The organism is Derxia lacustris (assembly GCF_002105195.1).
GTDB classification, from domain to species: Bacteria; Pseudomonadota; Gammaproteobacteria; order Burkholderiales; family Burkholderiaceae_E; genus Derxia; species Derxia lacustris.
Window position 1 is genome coordinate 44,890 of sequence record NZ_MUHU01000003.1, and the last position, 15,221, is coordinate 60,110.

Consider the following 15,221-nt stretch of genomic DNA (forward strand, 5'->3'; position numbering starts at 1 on the left):
TGCCAATGGCGCCACGCCATCGCATGGCGCCGCGCCGTCAGGCATCGGCATCGTCGCCGGTGGCCGCCAGCAGGCTCTGCGCCAGTCCGTCGGCATGCTCGGGACCGCTGTCGTCCTCGGGCAGATGCACGTCGGCGCCGGCCTCGATGAGCACGCCGCGCAGCCAGGCCAGCGCCGGATCGTGGCGGTTGCGCGCATGCCAGACCGCCTCGACCGACACCTGCTCCAGCGCGATCGGCAGCGGCCGCACCGCCAGCCGGTCGGCAAAGCCGGTGGTCGGCACAAAGGTGCGCGGCAGCAGCGTGAGCAGATCGGAATTGGCCACCACCCGCGCGCCGGTGAAGAACTGATTCACCGTCAGCATGATCCGGCGCTGCCGTCCGGCCGCCGCCAGCGCCTCATCCACAAAGCCGTGCGCGCGGCCCGAAAAGCTCACCAGCAGATGCGGCGCGGCGCAGTAGGCATCGAGCGTGAGCGCGCCCGGCGCCGCCAGCGGATGGTCGGCGCTCATCACGCAGACGTATTCGCTTTCATAGAGCTGCTCGCGCCGCAGCGGCGACAGCGGGCCTTCGCGCGCGATGGCGGCAAACACGTCGGGGAAGTAGCCGACCGCCAGATCGGCCTCGGCGCGGTCGAGCAGCGGGCGCGGATCGCGCGAGGTGAGCGGCACGAGGCGCAGATTGATCTGCGCATTGGCGCGCTCGATGCGCTGGACCAGCGCCGGCATCAGCGTGGCGGCGGTCACGTCGGCCATCGCCAGCCGGAACACGCGGCGCGACTGGGCCGGATCGAACAGGTCGGGCGCGATGAGTTCGCGCAGCCGCGCCAGCGCATCGCGCACCTCGGGCCAGAGCGCGTCGGCGCGCGGCGTGGGCAGCATCTGCGCGCCGCTGCGCACCAGCAGCTGATCGCCGAGCGCCTCGCGCAGACGGCGCAGCGCATTGCTCACGGCGGGCTGGGTCATGGCCAGCTGCTCGGCGGCCCGGGTGAGATTGCGCTCGGCCATGACGGCATCGAAGACGCGCAGCAGGTTCAGATCGAGAGTGCGGAAGTTCATGGCGCGATCATTTTGGTGAATGCCGGACATTCGCATGATTCAGTTCCGGCATATCGAGGGTAAACCCGATACTTCGCTCCAACATCACTGCGACGCCGGCAACCCGACGTCTTACCGGAGCCGAACATGAAGCAATCGATCCAGCATCCCGCCATCCACGCCGCCGTTGCCGCCGCCAATGTGTGGGAACAACTCGCCGCCAGTCTCGCCACCGTGGGCAAGGATTTCCGCCACTGGTTCTCGGCCGGCCTGGGCAACCCCTTCGTGGGCGAGTTCGACATGGGCGACGACATCGCCTACGTGCGCAATCTGGCCGACGAGCTGCTGACCACCGACCGCGGTCTGGCCGAAGACCTGTACGCAGCCGCCGACCGCGCCGAGCGCGCCAACTTGGCGCCGCACCACTGAGCCTCCGCAGCTGCCGGCAGTGCCGGCCCGGCCCGGGCCCGCGATGGCGCAAAGCCTTCGCGGGCCTTTCATTTTGTTGATCCGCACCGGTGGCGCGCCCGGCCGCGCCGATTAGCCTCGGCCGGCCGTCACCCTTCCCCGCCGCCGCCGTGCCCGACCATCCCACCCTTGGCTATCTGCGCGAGACGCTGCTGTTCCTCGCGCTCGCCGGCGTCCTCATTCCGCTGCTGCAACGCTGGCGCGTGAACCAGACGCTCGGCTTCATCGCGACCGGCGTGCTGGTCGGCCCGCACGGGCTGGGGCTGTGGGCCGACGCGCAGCCCTGGCTCGCGGCGCTGACCTTTCCGCATCCCGAGGCGGTGGCTTCGCTGGCCGAGCTGGGCGTGCTCTTCCTCATGTTCATGATCGGGCTCGAACTGTCGGCCGAGCGGCTGTGGAGCCTGCGGCGCTGGGTGTTCGGCGCCGGCAGCGCGCAGGTGCTGGCCAGCGCGACGGTCATCGGCGGGCTGGCGTTTGCCTTCGGCAATTCGCCGCGTGTGGCGCTGCTGCTGGGCTGCACGCTGGCGCTGTCGTCCACGGCGGTGGTCATGCAATGGATGTCGGAACGCCGCACCCTGGCCACACCGCTCGGGCAGGCCGGCTTTTCCATCCTGATGCTGCAAGACCTGGCGGTGGTGCCGCTGCTCATCCTGGTGGGCGTGCTGGCCGACGCCGCCGGCGCCGTGCCCGACCTGGGCGCCAGCCTCGCCAGCCTGGGCATGGCGCTGCTGCGTTCGGCGCTGGCCATCGCGGCATTTGCCCTGCTGGGCCGGCGCGTGCTGCGGCCGGTGCTGCGCCACTTTGCCCAGCAGCGCGCGCCCGATGCCTTCATGGCGCTGATCCTGCTGGTCACGCTCGGCAGCGCCGCGCTCACCGGCGCGCTCGGGCTGTCGCTGGCGCTCGGCGCCTTCCTGGCCGGGCTGCTGCTGGCCGAGACCGAGTTCCGTCACGAGGTGGAAGTGACGGTCGAGCCGTTCAAGGGCCTGCTCATGGGCCTGTTCTTCATGTCGGTCGGCATGGGCATCGACCTGGGCGCACTGGCGCGCGATCCGCTCTGGCTGCCGCTGTCGGTGCTGGGGCTGTTCGCCATCAAGGCGGCGGTGGTGGCGCTGGTGCTGCGCGCCGGCGGCCTGGACTGGGGCCGCGCGGCCGAGGGCGGCCTGCTGCTCGGCCAGGGCGGCGAATTCGCCTTCATCGTGATTGGCGATGCGCTCGCGCGCGGCCTGATCGACGCCGGGCTGAGCCAGTTCATGCTGCTGGTGGTGAGCCTGAGCCTGTTTGCCACGCCGTTCGCGGCGCGGCTGGGCGAGCGGCTGGCACAAGCCCTGGACGCCCGCGCCGGCGCCCGCCAGCCCGCCGCCACGGTGGACGCGGCACCGCCCGGCGCGCTGGCCGGGCATGTGGTGATCGCCGGCCACGGTCGCATCGGCCAGCTGGTCGCGCGCCTGCTCACCGAGCGCGACGTGCCGTGGACCGCCGTGGAAAGCGATGCGCGCCGCGCTGCCGCCGACCATGCCGCCGGCCTGCCCGTGTACTACGGCAACGCGGCCCGACCCGAGCTGCTGCGCAAGCTGGAGGCGGCGCGCGCGACCGCCATCGTCATCACCATGGACCAGCCGGCCGCCGCGCTGCATGCGGTGCGGGCCATGCGCGCGGCCTGCCCGCATGTGCCCATCTACGCGCGCTCGCACGATGCCGAACATGCGCGCGAATTGCGCCGGGCCGGTGCGACCGCCGTGGTGCCGGAGGCGCTGGAAGCGGGCTTGCAGATTGCCGCGCGGGTGCTGGACACGCTGGGGCTGGGCGAGGCGGAGACGACGCTGGTGATTGCGCGCGAGCGGGAGCGGCAGATGGCGGCGCTGGATGGGTGAGGCGGGCCGGATGGGCGGCAGCAAGACGCCGCCTCGATAGGCGGCCATTTCCGACTTCATCGGGCCACGCCAAGCCCGCCACCCATCCACTCCCGTCATTTCTGACGGGAGAAACATGGTGCGCGGCGTGTTGGTGCCGGCATTCCCGTCGGTGTTTCAATCCACTCCCGTCATTTCTGACGGGAGAAACGATGCCGTCAGCGTAGCCGAGCGTTTCGGGGTAGACGTTTCAATCCACTCCCGTCATTTCTGACGGGAGAAACCTACAGCGGACTGCCGTTGTCGGTGCTGACGACGGTTTCAATCCACTCCCGTCATTTCTGACGGGAGAAACCAGAAGCGGGCCGGGCTTGATACCGGCTTTGTACAGTTTCAATCCACTCCCGTCATTTCTGACGGGAGAAACGAGGCCACAGCCTGCCGACAGTGCGCGTTCAAGAAGTTTCAATCCACTCCCGTCATTTCTGACGGGAGAAACGCCACTACCACGCGACCGGCGAATTCACCGACGGATCGTTTCAATCCACTCCCGTCATTTCTGACGGGAGAAACCTGCGTCACGCATGTCCTTGCTGAGCAACGTGCCGGTTTCAATCCACTCCCGTCATTTCTGACGGGAGAAACACTGGATGCGCATAGCCTCCAGCCGCGTGACGCTGGTTTCAATCCACTCCCGTCATTTCTGACGGGAGAAACCCGCACTGCGCTCAATGCAGTGGCGGGCAACGAGCTTGTTTCAATCCACTCCCGTCATTTCTGACGGGAGAAACGGACGACAGGCCGTTGCCCTGAGCGGTCGCCGGGCTGTTTCAATCCACTCCCGTCATTTCTGACGGGAGAAACTAGTCGGTGAGGAAGCCGCTACCCGCCGACGATAGGTTTCAATCCACTCCCGTCATTTCTGACGGGAGAAACGCGGTGCGCGTTGGCGCGGCCAGGCGAGACCGGGGTTTCAATCCACTCCCGTCATTTCTGACGGGAGAAACGGAGCGGCAGGCGCCGTAGCGGTGATGCTGCGGGAGTTTCAATCCACTCCCGTCATTTCTGACGGGAGAAACGCGGCGATACGGGCGCGACAATCCTCGGCTTCTCGAATGAGTTTCAATCCACTCCCGTCATTTCTGACGGGAGAAACTGAGCGTGTCGTCGATGACCGTGTCCATCACCGTTTCAATCCACTCCCGTCATTTCTGACGGGAGAAACCGTCGAATGGCAGGGCTGCCGTGAGGTGTGGCGATGTTTCAATCCACTCCCGTCATTTCTGACGGGAGAAACTGGGCTCTCATGGCGCGGTCCTTTCGTCAAGCAGCGCGTTTCAATCCACTCCCGTCATTTCTGACGGGAGAAACGACGCTTAGGTGCTATTTCGCAAAGGCAAAAAAAAGTTTCAATCCACTCCCGTCATTTCTGACGGGAGAAACCCACGAACGTGGCCACGTTGCCCGCGCCCGATTGCACGTTTCAATCCACTCCCGTCATTTCTGACGGGAGAAACGTCGTCCTGCAGCCAGTCGAGGCCGTGCACCTCGTCGTTTCAATCCACTCCCGTCATTTCTGACGGGAGAAACCTCGCACGAGTCGGCCGGCTACACGCGCACCGTCGAGTTTCAATCCACTCCCGTCATTTCTGACGGGAGAAACGCGGCAAACGCGGCGAACTCGGCCGGGTCTGGCGCGGTTTCAATCCACTCCCGTCATTTCTGACGGGAGAAACTTCTGTCGTTCGCGCGCATGCAGGGCGTTATTCAGTTTCAATCCACTCCCGTCATTTCTGACGGGAGAAACTCTTCGCGTCCAAGCGCCTGATTCCACAGCCGAAAAAGCCCGCCTTGCGCGGACCCGGACACGAAGCATGTCGGCTGAGGTGCGAGAAAGAGTTATCCACAAGCAAAATGCCATGTAATCAAGACCTTGCGGTCAGCGCGAACCTCCCGGCAAATCGCCGGTCACTTGGGGTTCGCGCACACGGCATTCTAGCCGCGCTCAAATCACGAGCGGGCCCTTGAAATACACCGAGCGAAACTGGCCGTGCTGGCGCACTTCGCAGCCGCGCGTGTCGGGCATTCGGTAAATGCGCAGGCAATCGGTCGCCAGATCCACCTCGGACAGCAGGCGGGCTTCCAGCGCTTCCATTTCCATCACGCCAATCTGGCATTCGAATACCGATTTCTGCACCCGCTGCCCGGTGCCTTCACACACCTTGGCAACCCGGCGCAAGCGGCGGCGGCCTTCGCGGGTTTCGGTATTCACGTCGTAGCAGACAATCACCAGCATGGCGGCCTCATTTGGGCGTGAAAGGCACATAGCCTTCGGTTTCGCCGCGAATCGCGCGCGCCAGCAATCCCGCCTGAATCAGCGGAATCAATCCGAGCGCAATCGGCTCGGCAAACAGCGCATGCGCAATCGTTTCCTGCTTGCGCTCCTGAAATGCCGTCACCACGGCCTTGCGCGCATCGCTTTCCAGCGACACGGCGCCGCCTTCGCGCTCGATGAAATCGCCGGCTTTCACCTGCCCGCGATTCACCAGACTGAGCGCGAGCCGGTCGGCAAATGGCCGGAATTCCTCCATCAGGTCGAGCGCCAATGCGGCGCGGCCGGGCCGCAACGCGTGCAAAAAGCCCACCTGCGGATCGAGCCCGGCGGCTTCGAGCGCCGAGCGGCAGTCGTTCATCCACATGGAATAGAGGAAAGACAGCAGCGCGTTGATGCGGTCGCGCGGCGGGCGGCGGTTGCGGCCGTCCATGCCGAAGGCGTCGCGCCGGTCGGCTTTCACCAGCAGCCGCAGTCGCGCGAAGTACTGGCGCGCGGCTTCGCCTTCAAAGCCGCGCAGCGCGTCGAGGTCGGTGGCGGTGGGCAGCGCGCGCAGGCTCGCGGCCAGATCGTCGGCGCCGCGCGCGATGTCGCGCGCTTCGTCGGCCAGCTTGGTTTCGCGCGCGCCGCGCAGCAGCACCTGACGCGCGTTGCGGATTTTTCCGGCCACGCAGGCGCGCGCGGTGTCGAGCGCGAAAGCCGCGTCGTCGGCGCGGCGCAGCTGGGCGGTACGTAGCAGCACGTTGCCGCTCACGCCGCCCTCCAGCCGGGCCTTGAAGCGGCCGCCGGCGTCGAGCATCACCAGCGCGATGCCGGCGTCGGCAAAGCGGTGCATCAGTGGCGTGGACAAACCCACGTTGCCGAACAGCACCACGCTGCTCAGGTGATGCAGCGGCACGCGCAGCCGGGTTTCGTGCTCGATCTCCAGCCGCAGCGTGTCGTTGTCGAGCCGCAGATAGCTGTCGGGCGTGGTCACGTAAAGCGTGTTGAGCAGTTGCATGGCGGCTCAGGCGTCGGGGTCGAAGAGGTGGGCGCGCAGCGCATGCAGCGGCGCCGGGTCGGCGAGCGCGCCGGGCTGGCACAGGTCGATGAGGGAGCAGGCGCGGCAGCGCTCGTCGTCGACGGCGGGCGGCACGCGGCCTTCGGCCACCAGCGCGCGCACGGCGGCGGTGGCGGCTTCCACCTCGGCGCGCAGCGCGGGGCCGATCTGCACGATGCGGCGCCGCTTGCTGCTGGCGTAGTAGAGGGCGCCTTCGGGCACGGCGCGGCCGGTCATCTCTTCGAGGCAGAGCGCCTGGGCCGCGAGCTGGAGGTCGTCGCAGGCGGCGATGCGGGCCGACTTGCGCCGCGAGCCGTGCTTGTACTCGACGGGAAAGGGCTGGCCGTCGGGCGTGAACTCGACGACATCGGCCTTGCCGATCAGGCCGAGCCGCTCGCTCCACAGCGGCAGCGCGCGCTCGATGCGATAGCCGGCGCGGGTTTCGACCTCGGGCGTGTCCACCCGCTCGTGCACAGCATTGCCGCGCTGGGTGTAGAGGTTGTCGGCAAACACCTGCTCCACATGGATGAGCGCGCACTGGCGCGGGCAATAGGCCCAGTGCTGGAGCGCCGAGAGCGCAATGGAGTCGGTGCGGTCGTCGCTCATGGGCGGCCTCGGTGATGGATGCTGCGGAATAAACTCGGCCCAACCTGCACCGGGAGCCGATTGCCATGCCTACCGCCTACGAACGCCTGCACGCCGAAGCGCTGTCCCTGCCCGAAGACGAACGCGCGCGGCTGGCGGAAGAGCTGATGGCCAGCCTGCCGGCCGATGCCGAACTGCTGGCCGCCTGGGCAGCAGAGGCGGAACGCCGCATCGACGCCGAAGCGGCCGGCGAAGCCGATGCGCGCGACTACGACACGGTGCTGCGCGAGCTGCGCGCCGGGCTCGGCCGTCCGGCTTGAAAGTCGCCATCGCGCCTGCGGCCGAGCGCGAACTGCGCGACGCCGTCGACTACTACCGGAGCGCCGCCGGCGCGGCCACGGCAGCCCGCTTTCTTGCCGCCGTCGACCATGCCGTTGCGCTGGTGCTGGCCCATCCGGCGCTGGGCACGCCGGTATCGCCACGCACGCGCGCCATCACGCTCAAGGGCTTTCCGTACTGGCTGCTCTACTCGGTGGAAGCCGACACGCTCACCCTGCGCGCCGCCGCCCATCAGCGGCGCCGGCCGCAAAGCTGGCGCGAGCGCCACTGAGCCCGCGCGTCAAACCCGCTTGATGAGCGTGACGCCGGCGGGCCAGTCGGCTTCGTCGAGCGTCACGCTGTAGTCGGCATAGCCGCGCGCGATGTCCACTTCGGGCCTGCGCTTGATGCTGAGCCGGTCGAACAGCGCATGCGCATGCGCATTGCCGAGCTGGCTGTCGTGCTTGAACACGTAGAGCGCGCGCGTCGCCATCTCGCCGCGTGCCGCCGAGCGGTCGTGCTCGAACATGTTTTCCAGCGACTGGAACAGCAGTTCGAGGTCGTCCTCGCCAAAGCCGGTCTGCCTGGCCAGAAAAGCCGAGACGAAGCCGTGCGCCACGTACACGCCGTAGGGCACGGTGTGCTTGCGGCCCATGGTGCGGTTGTCGCCGTCCTGCTTGTCGGCCTCGGCCTGGGTGGCCACGGCCATTCGGGTGATCGAGTGTTCGAGCGCAACGATCGGCTCGACCGAGCGCGCGAAGGTGAGCTGCACCGGGCCGCGCACCTGACCGCAGTTCACGCCGGTGGACATGACGGCGCCAAACGTGCGCACGTCGAAGAAGTTCTGGCACATCCAGGCGCGCGCCTTGTCCACGTCGCTGGCGCTGCCCTTGCGCTTTTCCTTGGCCGGCTTTTTCTTCTTGCCGTCCTCGGGTTCGGGCGCGGCGTCGGCGGCTTCTTCAACCGGCGCGTCGAGCTTGAGCGCCGAGTAGGCGCGCTGGTTCTGCACGTTGAGGATAGCGCGCTCGCGCACATAGATCTCGTGGCGCTTTTCGCCGGGCTGGGGCTCGGTTTCGGACTGGTCGCGCGTGAGGCTGACGAAGTTGCGCACCTTGCGCTTGAGCGACACGTCGGTGACGAGGCCGTGGCCGGTTTCGGCGTCGAGGCGCGGCAGATTGCCGGCGTCGGGATCGCCGTTGGGATTGCCGTCGCGCACGTCGAACACGAGAGCGAAGTCGTAGCGGTTGGCGAGGGTCATGCGGATTCCTTGGGCGTTCTTTGTGTTGGAGCGAAGCGGCGATGGATCAGGCGGCGGCGATGTCGGCCGGCGCGTCGTCGACGGCGGCAGGCGACTCGGCCGGCTTGTCGGCCTTGGTGAAGAAGGCCTGGCGCTGGTGGTAGTAGCCGAGCGCGAAGCGGCCTTGCTCGGGCAGCGCCAGATGCGCCGGAAAGCCGGTCAGCGGATCGAGCGCGCCGACGATCTCGCCGACCAGCTTCTCGAAGTTGGCGGCGCGGCCCCGGCTGTCGAGCTTGGCGATGTGGTGGTTCTTGAGCCGCAGCAGCGTGGTGAAGACGGTGGCCGGCGTGCTCGACGCGGCGCCGTAGTAGCGCTCGCGGATGGTGGCGTTGAGGCCGGGGCTGGCCTCTTCCTGAATCTTTTCGAGCGTGGCGAACAGGCGGCCCAGCCGATAGGCGCGGTCGGTGATGGATAGATCGAGCACGGGCGAAAACTCCTTCTCGCGGGAATGCGAACGGATGGCGCGGTTGAGGCAGGCCTTGATGGCCGCCGCGCGCAGATAGGTCACGCGCTGTTCGGCGCGGCAGCGCTGCACGGCGGCGTTGAGCCAGGTGACGGGGAATTCGCCGCCCGACAGCACGGCGCGCATCACGTCGCCCCCCAGGCGCGGCGGGATGTTGTCGGCCTTGCCGAGCACGGCCACGGCGCTGAGCAGGCGGAACAGGCTCGGGAACTCGGCATCGCCCGGGCCGCGCGCGATGGCCAGATCGCGGAACCATTCACCGATGCGCACGCCGACCTCGTCCACCGTGGCCACATGCCAGAAGCGGATGGCAATGCGCGCGGCGTTGGGTGCGAGGCCCAGCACGTAGAAGCGGTCGCCGCCGCCGTCGCGCGCGTAGCCGCCCGACTGCACGCTGCCGAGCACGGCGCGGATGCGGCCGGTGCGCGCATCGGGGTCGTCGGTGGCTTCGCCGAACACGGCGGCGAAGGCGTCTTCCGCCTCGGCGGCAGCGGCGCTTTCGGCCCAGAACACGGTGGACGCATCGCCCACCTGCATGCGCTGGCGCGAGTCGCGCGCGAGCAGATGGTTGAGCGCGGTGGTGTAGGCAAAGGCGGCGCGCGGGCTGACGGGAGCGTTGGCGCCCTGCTCCTTGCCGTGGCTGCGGAAGGCGTCGAGGTTGAACGAGACGATGTTGGCGCCCGAGGTCTGCGCGCCCCACACGCCCTTGATGGCGCTGTGCAGCCGCTCGGGCGCGACCGTGCCGCCGGTGACGAGACAGATGCCGGGCGCCTCGCCAGCCTCGGCGTCGGGCTCGCCGGCCAGCGCTGCGGTCGCCACCGCCGGCCGCTCGCACACCAGATCGCTGTCGCCCGCGAGCCGGAAAGTCACGACGGGATTGCTCTCGCGAATCTCGGCGGCAAACGCATGCGCCTCGACGGCGGCGAGCGGATCGGCGGCCAGAAAGGCCAGCACCGCCGCCATGCCGGCGTCGGCCTGCGCTTCGGCCGGCAAGGCGTGCAGCCGCGCGACGAAGGCCGCGTGCTGCTGGGCCACGCGCTCGGGCTTGTCCTTGGTGTCGAGGCCGAGCACGTATTCGGCCGTGTCCCAGAGCAGATTGGCGGCCACGCCCGAGGTCTTCTTCACGCCCATCGGCACGCAGAACGACTTGGCGACCTTCTTCTTGGCCGGCCCGTCGCGGGTGTCGGTGATGTCGATCAGCCGGCCATCGGCCGCCAGCTCCAGCACGAACGGGATCGGCTTGTCTTCAAAGCCAAAGCGCGGCAGGCGCCGGGCCGGATCGGGGTCGGCGCATTTGCGCTCGTAGTAGCGGAACAGGGCTTGAAGAATCATCCGCGCACCTCGGCGCCGGCGATGTCGAGCACGCCGCGCGTGGCGACGGCACGAAAGAAGCGCGGGCGCGGCTCGCTGGCCCTGGCGTAGTCGAGGTCGAACAGCATCCAGCCCAGATCGCCGTCGAGGCTGGCCTCGGGCGTGGCCGGCTCGGCGTCGGCATCCACCAGCCGGAAGCGGGCCGCGAATTCGCGGCAGCCGAGATAGGGCTGGTTGACGCACTGCCCCTGGCTGGCGCGGCGCCGGAACATCTCGACGTACTTGGCGGGGTTGGCGCGCGCGTCGTCGCCGAGCAGCTCCATGCGCGCGTGCAGGCGATAGGCCACGTCGCGCAGGAACAGGCCGGCGCGCTGCTGGCGGTCGTCCTCGATGTCGATGCCGATGCTGCCGCGCCCCTCGTTCATGGCGGCGATGGCATTGCGCACCGACGCCACCGACGCGACTTCGTTGCGCCGCACGCTGATCCAGCGCACCGGCTTGAGCACCTCGATGCGCTCGACGGCCCAGCGGATGCCGGGCTTCCAGAAGATGGCCTCGAACACGGCGCGCGCCGCCGACGGCGTGATGACGTCGTAGGACACGCGCTCGACCTTCATTTCGGGGCGGGTGAAGCAGGCGTAATCGCCCGCGACTTCAAGGCAGAAAGGCTTCATGGCTCCCCTTGCAAAGTTCAGAAGACGAGCGCGGCCGGATCGCCCGGCGCGCCGTCGGCAATCACGCCCAGCGCGGGGTCGTAGAAGGTGTCGGACGCCTGCACGTACAGGCCCGGAAAGTTGGGCACTTCACGCACGTCGCCGCGCGCGAGCAGGTCGAGCAGGTGATGGCGGTAGAGCGTGACCGTGTGGCGCTGGAGCTTGCGCAGCAGGCCCCATTCGGTGCGGCCGGCTTCGAGCGCGCCGAACATCGCGTCGAAACCGGCATCCACGCCCTCGGCCGGATAGCGCACGAACACCGTGCCGCCGTCGGCCTCGTCGATGAGCCGGAAGGCGTCGGAAGCGCTGCGAAAACGCACCGGCAGCGTGGCCGTCGCAAGGTCGGGCTGGGCGCGCAGCTTGCCGCGCATGTCCTTCGCGTCGAGCGCTTCGTCGTTGTAGAGCAGCCCGAAATAGCGACTCACCAGCTCGGGCGCGAGCGGATCGGCCGGCTCGCCGGCCCAGACCAGCCGGCTCTTGCCGACGGCGCGGCGCAGCACGCCGGGCGGCGGCTCCTTGGGCGGCACGAACACATGCACCACGCCCTCGGCGAGCAGGCCTTCGCGATTGCAGCGGCCGGCGGCCTGGGCGATGGAATCGAGCCCGGCGAGTGCGCGGTAGACCACCGGCAGGTCCAGATCTACGCCGGCCTCGATCAACTGCGTGCTCGCGATGCGCACCGGCAACGCCGGCCGGCCGGCGGCCAGCGCCGCGCGCCGGGCCGCGAGCGCGGCGCGAATCTGGCCGAGCACATCGGCGCGGTGCTGGGCGCACATCAGCGCCGACAGATGCCACAGGCCGCCGGCCGTGCTGTCGTCGTCACCGGCACGTGACTTGAGCTGGCGGTACAGCTCGGCCGCATCGGCGCGCCGGCCGACCACGGCCAGCACGGCGTCGTGCGCGGCGATCTCGTCGGCCAGCTCGGCCCAGCCGCGCGGCTGGTTGAGGTTGGCCGGCAGCTGCACGCGCACCCGGCGCAGCGCCCGATGCAGCGCCGCCGGGTCGCGCACGATTTCGCGCACCTCGCCAGCGGCAAAGCCCTTCAGCCCCTTGCGCACATCGGCCAGCGCGGGCGAGGTGAGCACCGGCTGGGTGGCGGTGCAGAACAGCACGGTCACGCCGTAGTCGCGAATCAGCAGCCGCAGCACATCGACGATGGGTTGCAGATAGGCCGGCGGCAGCGCCTGGGCCTCGTCGAGCACGATGACGCTGCCGGCGAGGTTGTGCAGCTTGCGGCAGCGCGAAGTGCGGCGCGCGAACAGGCTTTCGAACAGCTGGACGTTGGTGGTCACGACCAGCGGCGCATCCCAGTTCTCGCAGGCAAGCCGGGTGTGGGCCGATTCGCGGGTCTCGTCGACCTCGACGCCGCTGTGGTGCTCGACGATCTGCTCGGCGCCGAAGATGCCCCGGAACACCTCGGCGGTCTGCTCGATGATGCTGGTGTAGGGGATGGCGTAGATGACGCGCCGCTTGCCGTGGCGCACCGCATGGCCGAGCGCGAAGGCCAGGCTCGACAGCGTCTTGCCGCCGCCGGTGGGCACGCTGAGCGACCAGGCGCCGGGCGCCTCGGCGGCGCGCTCGCGGCATTGCGCCAGCACGTCGGCGCGCACGCGGTTGACGGCTGTTTCGGCCAGCCCGTCAGCGCGCGTGTCGGCCAGCTTTTGCGCGAGCTTGGCGTCGAACGCTTCGAGCAGCTGGGGCAGCGGCTTGAAGCCGGCGCGGCGGGCCGACTTGCCGCCGTCCATGTAGCGCTCGGTGTCGAGAAAGTCGGCATCGACCAGGGCCGAGAACAGCATGCGCACCCAGAGCGCAAAGCGGCCCGGAATCTCGCCCTCGCCCGGCTTTTCGATGCGCAGCGTGGCGAACGCGGGTGGCGCGGCGTCGGGACGCAATACGGCATCGGGCGGCGCGATGCCTTCTGCGCCGGCCAGCGCATCGACCAGTTCGCGCTGGGCGTCGGCCCCTTGCAGCCTTGCGCACAACCCCTGCCCGCACTCCGTGTCGCCGCTCCAGTCGTCGAGGCCGGCATGGTGGCCGGCGATGAGGTACTGGAGCACGCGGGCGACAAAGCGCGCCTGCCTCTCGGCGTCGGCCTGCTGACGCGGATTGGCGCCGGCCGCCCCGACGGCCGCCCGAGCCATTTCGATCAGCCGACTTTCGGCCCAGAGCGCGCCGGCGGCGGAATGGGTTTTATCGGCCGAAGCGGTGCGCTGCTCGATATGCGCATCGGGGTTCTGGCGCAAATAGCGCTGAAAACCGGCGCGGTATTTGCCAAGGTCATGCCAAAGCCCTGCAAACGATGCCCATTGCGCGGAATCGAATGGCTGCGCGAATTGCGCCGCCATTTTGGCCACCTCTTGCAAATGCTCGACAAGCAAATGGCCGCCGGCTTCTGCATTGCTCGCGCCGGCATTCAAATGCGCCAGCGGGCGGAAATTGGCGGGCAAAGGCGACGGCATGATCTGAAAGGGTTAGGCCATGAGCATTGAGTACCGCAAAGTCTAACCAATCAGGTTCAAGACAAACCATAGGGCCGAAATGATCCGAGCCAAAATTGGGAATTGCGGCATAACTCACGAATCTGATCCAGATCATTGTGGCGCGCATTTTCTGGATGCCGGCATGGCGGCGGCGCAATAGAAGCGGCGGCGCATGGCTAAACGCAACGGTATTTGCGTGCGCGCCACCGGCCGGCCGATGCAGTGATCCAGCCATCGGGCGTACCGAACAAACATGAAAACAAGCGAGCGCAGCGGTGCCGGCGATGCCTTGCTGGTCAGACTGGTGGGACGGCCTGCTGCGGCGGGAGAAACCGTGCAGCAGGTCGTCGACACACGGCACGATCTCGTTTCAATCCGCTCCTGCCGATTGCGGCGGGGAAACATCGAGGAAGCGCATGCGCTGCCGATCCCGACGCTGTTTCAATCCACTCCCGTCAATTACGACGGGAGAAACGGGGTAGCACAGCACCGCGCGCTGGCTCGACGTGTTGTTTCAATCCACTCCCGTCAATTACGACGGGAGAAACCGGCGCCGCCGACGTGGACCTGAGCGCGCGCGAGTTTCAATCCACTCCCGTCAATTACGACGGGAGAAACGCCGAGCGACGCCTACAACCGCGTGCGCATCGAATTCAGTTTCAATCCACTCCCGTCAATTACGACGGGAGAAACTGCGCGACGCGGCCCTTGCGGCCGACCTGCGTGTCGGGTTTCAATCCACTCCCGTCAATTACGACGGGAGAAACGTCAGCCCCATGCCCATTACCAGCCGGCCCGCGACGTTTCAATCCACTCCCGTCAATTACGACGGGAGAAACTGTCGCACCAGACGCGCGGGCTGGTGGCCTATGACGTTTCAATCCACTCCCGTCAATTACGACGGGAGAAACAGTCGGGTTCTGCCGGCGCCTCTCGATCTCGGCTTGTTTCAATCCACTCCCGTCAATTACGACGGGAGAAACGACCAGAAACCCAGCGTCGCGCTGGTGAAGCGCGGTTTCAATCCACTCCCGTCAATTACGACGGGAGAAACACGCTGGCCGCCGGCAATGCGTGGATGGTGGTCGAGGTTTCAATCCACTCCCGTCAATTACGACGGGAGAAACGCACCGTGGATGACGCAGGACGATGTGCGCCGTCTCGTTTCAATCCACTCCCGTCAATTACGACGGGAGAAACCGGTCATGCCATTGCCATTCGCGTCGAAATTGAATGTGTTTCAATCCACTCCCGTCAATTACGACGGGAGAAACCCTGCGGCAAGCGCCATCCCGGCCGCGCCGAGTAAAGTTTCAATCCACTCCCGTC

Annotated in this window: 12 protein-coding genes and 2 CRISPR repeat arrays; of the genes, 4 read left to right on the forward strand and 8 right to left on the reverse strand. The window is 67.7% G+C overall.

The window, feature by feature from the left end; genetic code table 11:
• Window positions 1-37: 37 nt before the first annotated feature.
• The gene (locus B9P64_RS05035; protein ID WP_085315135.1) at window positions 38-1,057 is read right to left on the reverse strand and encodes a LysR family transcriptional regulator; all 1,020 of its coding nucleotides are present in this window, start codon (window positions 1,055-1,057) and stop codon (window positions 38-40) included.
• A 126-nt stretch (window positions 1,058-1,183) separates the two neighbouring features.
• On the opposite strand from B9P64_RS05035, the gene B9P64_RS05040 reads away from it, so the two are divergent.
• Together B9P64_RS05040 and B9P64_RS05045 are read left to right on the forward strand one after the other, a co-directional pair.
• A complete protein-coding gene (locus B9P64_RS05040; protein ID WP_085315136.1) occupies window positions 1,184-1,465 on the forward strand; it encodes a hypothetical protein in 282 nt (93 codons plus the stop codon).
• Between the two features lie 149 nt (window positions 1,466-1,614).
• Window positions 1,615-3,375, forward strand: a complete 1,761-nt coding sequence (locus B9P64_RS05045) for a cation:proton antiporter domain-containing protein (RefSeq protein ID WP_085315137.1) — start codon at window positions 1,615-1,617, stop codon at window positions 3,373-3,375.
• Between the two features lie 78 nt (window positions 3,376-3,453).
• Window positions 3,454-5,161: direct repeats of the CRISPR family, unit length 37 nt; unit sequence GTTTCAATCCACTCCCGTCATTTCTGACGGGAGAAAC.
• A gap of 198 nt (window positions 5,162-5,359) precedes the next feature.
• Here B9P64_RS05045 and cas2 read toward each other — a convergent pair.
• The 3 genes from cas2 to cas4 are packed head-to-tail and all read right to left on the reverse strand — an operon-like array spanning window position 5,360 to window position 7,331.
• A complete protein-coding gene (gene cas2, locus B9P64_RS05050; RefSeq protein WP_085315138.1) occupies window positions 5,360-5,650 on the reverse strand; it encodes a CRISPR-associated endonuclease Cas2 in 291 nt (96 codons plus the stop codon).
• Between the two features lie 7 nt (window positions 5,651-5,657).
• Window positions 5,658-6,686 (reverse strand): type I-C CRISPR-associated endonuclease Cas1c, encoded by a 1,029-nt coding sequence (gene cas1c / locus B9P64_RS05055; protein ID WP_085315139.1) that lies wholly within the window; start codon window positions 6,684-6,686, stop codon window positions 5,658-5,660.
• A 6-nt stretch (window positions 6,687-6,692) separates the two neighbouring features.
• Entirely contained in the window at window positions 6,693-7,331 is a 639-nt protein-coding gene (gene cas4 / locus B9P64_RS05060) for a CRISPR-associated protein Cas4 (RefSeq protein WP_085315140.1), read from the reverse strand.
• A gap of 65 nt (window positions 7,332-7,396) precedes the next feature.
• Here cas4 and B9P64_RS05065 point away from each other — a divergent pair, with 65 nt between their 5' ends.
• Together B9P64_RS05065 and B9P64_RS05070 are read left to right on the forward strand one after the other, a co-directional pair.
• Entirely contained in the window at window positions 7,397-7,630 is a 234-nt protein-coding gene (locus B9P64_RS05065; protein ID WP_085315141.1) for an addiction module protein, read from the forward strand.
• Window positions 7,627-7,920 (forward strand): type II toxin-antitoxin system RelE/ParE family toxin, encoded by a 294-nt coding sequence (locus B9P64_RS05070; RefSeq protein WP_176256726.1) that lies wholly within the window; start codon window positions 7,627-7,629, stop codon window positions 7,918-7,920. The genes B9P64_RS05065 and B9P64_RS05070 overlap by 4 nt, the downstream gene beginning before the upstream one ends.
• A gap of 9 nt (window positions 7,921-7,929) precedes the next feature.
• On the opposite strand, the gene cas7c is transcribed toward B9P64_RS05070, so the two are convergent.
• Genes cas7c through B9P64_RS05090 form a run of 4 tightly spaced genes read right to left on the reverse strand, consistent with a single transcriptional unit; the run spans window position 7,930 to window position 13,871 of the window.
• Complete coding sequence (gene cas7c, locus B9P64_RS05075) at window positions 7,930-8,886, reverse strand: type I-C CRISPR-associated protein Cas7/Csd2 (protein WP_085315142.1); 957 nt, start codon at window positions 8,884-8,886, stop codon at window positions 7,930-7,932.
• Between the two features lie 46 nt (window positions 8,887-8,932).
• Window positions 8,933-10,720 carry a type I-C CRISPR-associated protein Cas8c/Csd1 gene (cas8c, locus tag B9P64_RS05080; RefSeq protein WP_085315143.1) on the reverse strand — a complete coding sequence of 596 codons (1,788 nt, stop codon included), beginning with the start codon at window positions 10,718-10,720 and terminating at the stop codon, window positions 8,933-8,935.
• Complete coding sequence (gene cas5c / locus B9P64_RS05085) at window positions 10,717-11,373, reverse strand: type I-C CRISPR-associated protein Cas5c (protein WP_085315144.1); 657 nt, start codon at window positions 11,371-11,373, stop codon at window positions 10,717-10,719. The genes cas8c and cas5c overlap by 4 nt, the downstream gene beginning before the upstream one ends.
• A gap of 17 nt (window positions 11,374-11,390) precedes the next feature.
• Window positions 11,391-13,871, reverse strand: a complete 2,481-nt coding sequence (locus tag B9P64_RS05090) for a CRISPR-associated endonuclease Cas3'' (protein ID WP_085315145.1) — start codon at window positions 13,869-13,871, stop codon at window positions 11,391-11,393.
• Window positions 13,872-14,330: 459 nt separating this feature from the next.
• Window positions 14,331-15,166: direct repeats of the CRISPR family, unit length 37 nt; unit sequence GTTTCAATCCACTCCCGTCAATTACGACGGGAGAAAC.
• The last annotated feature ends 55 nt before the right edge of the window (window positions 15,167-15,221 follow it).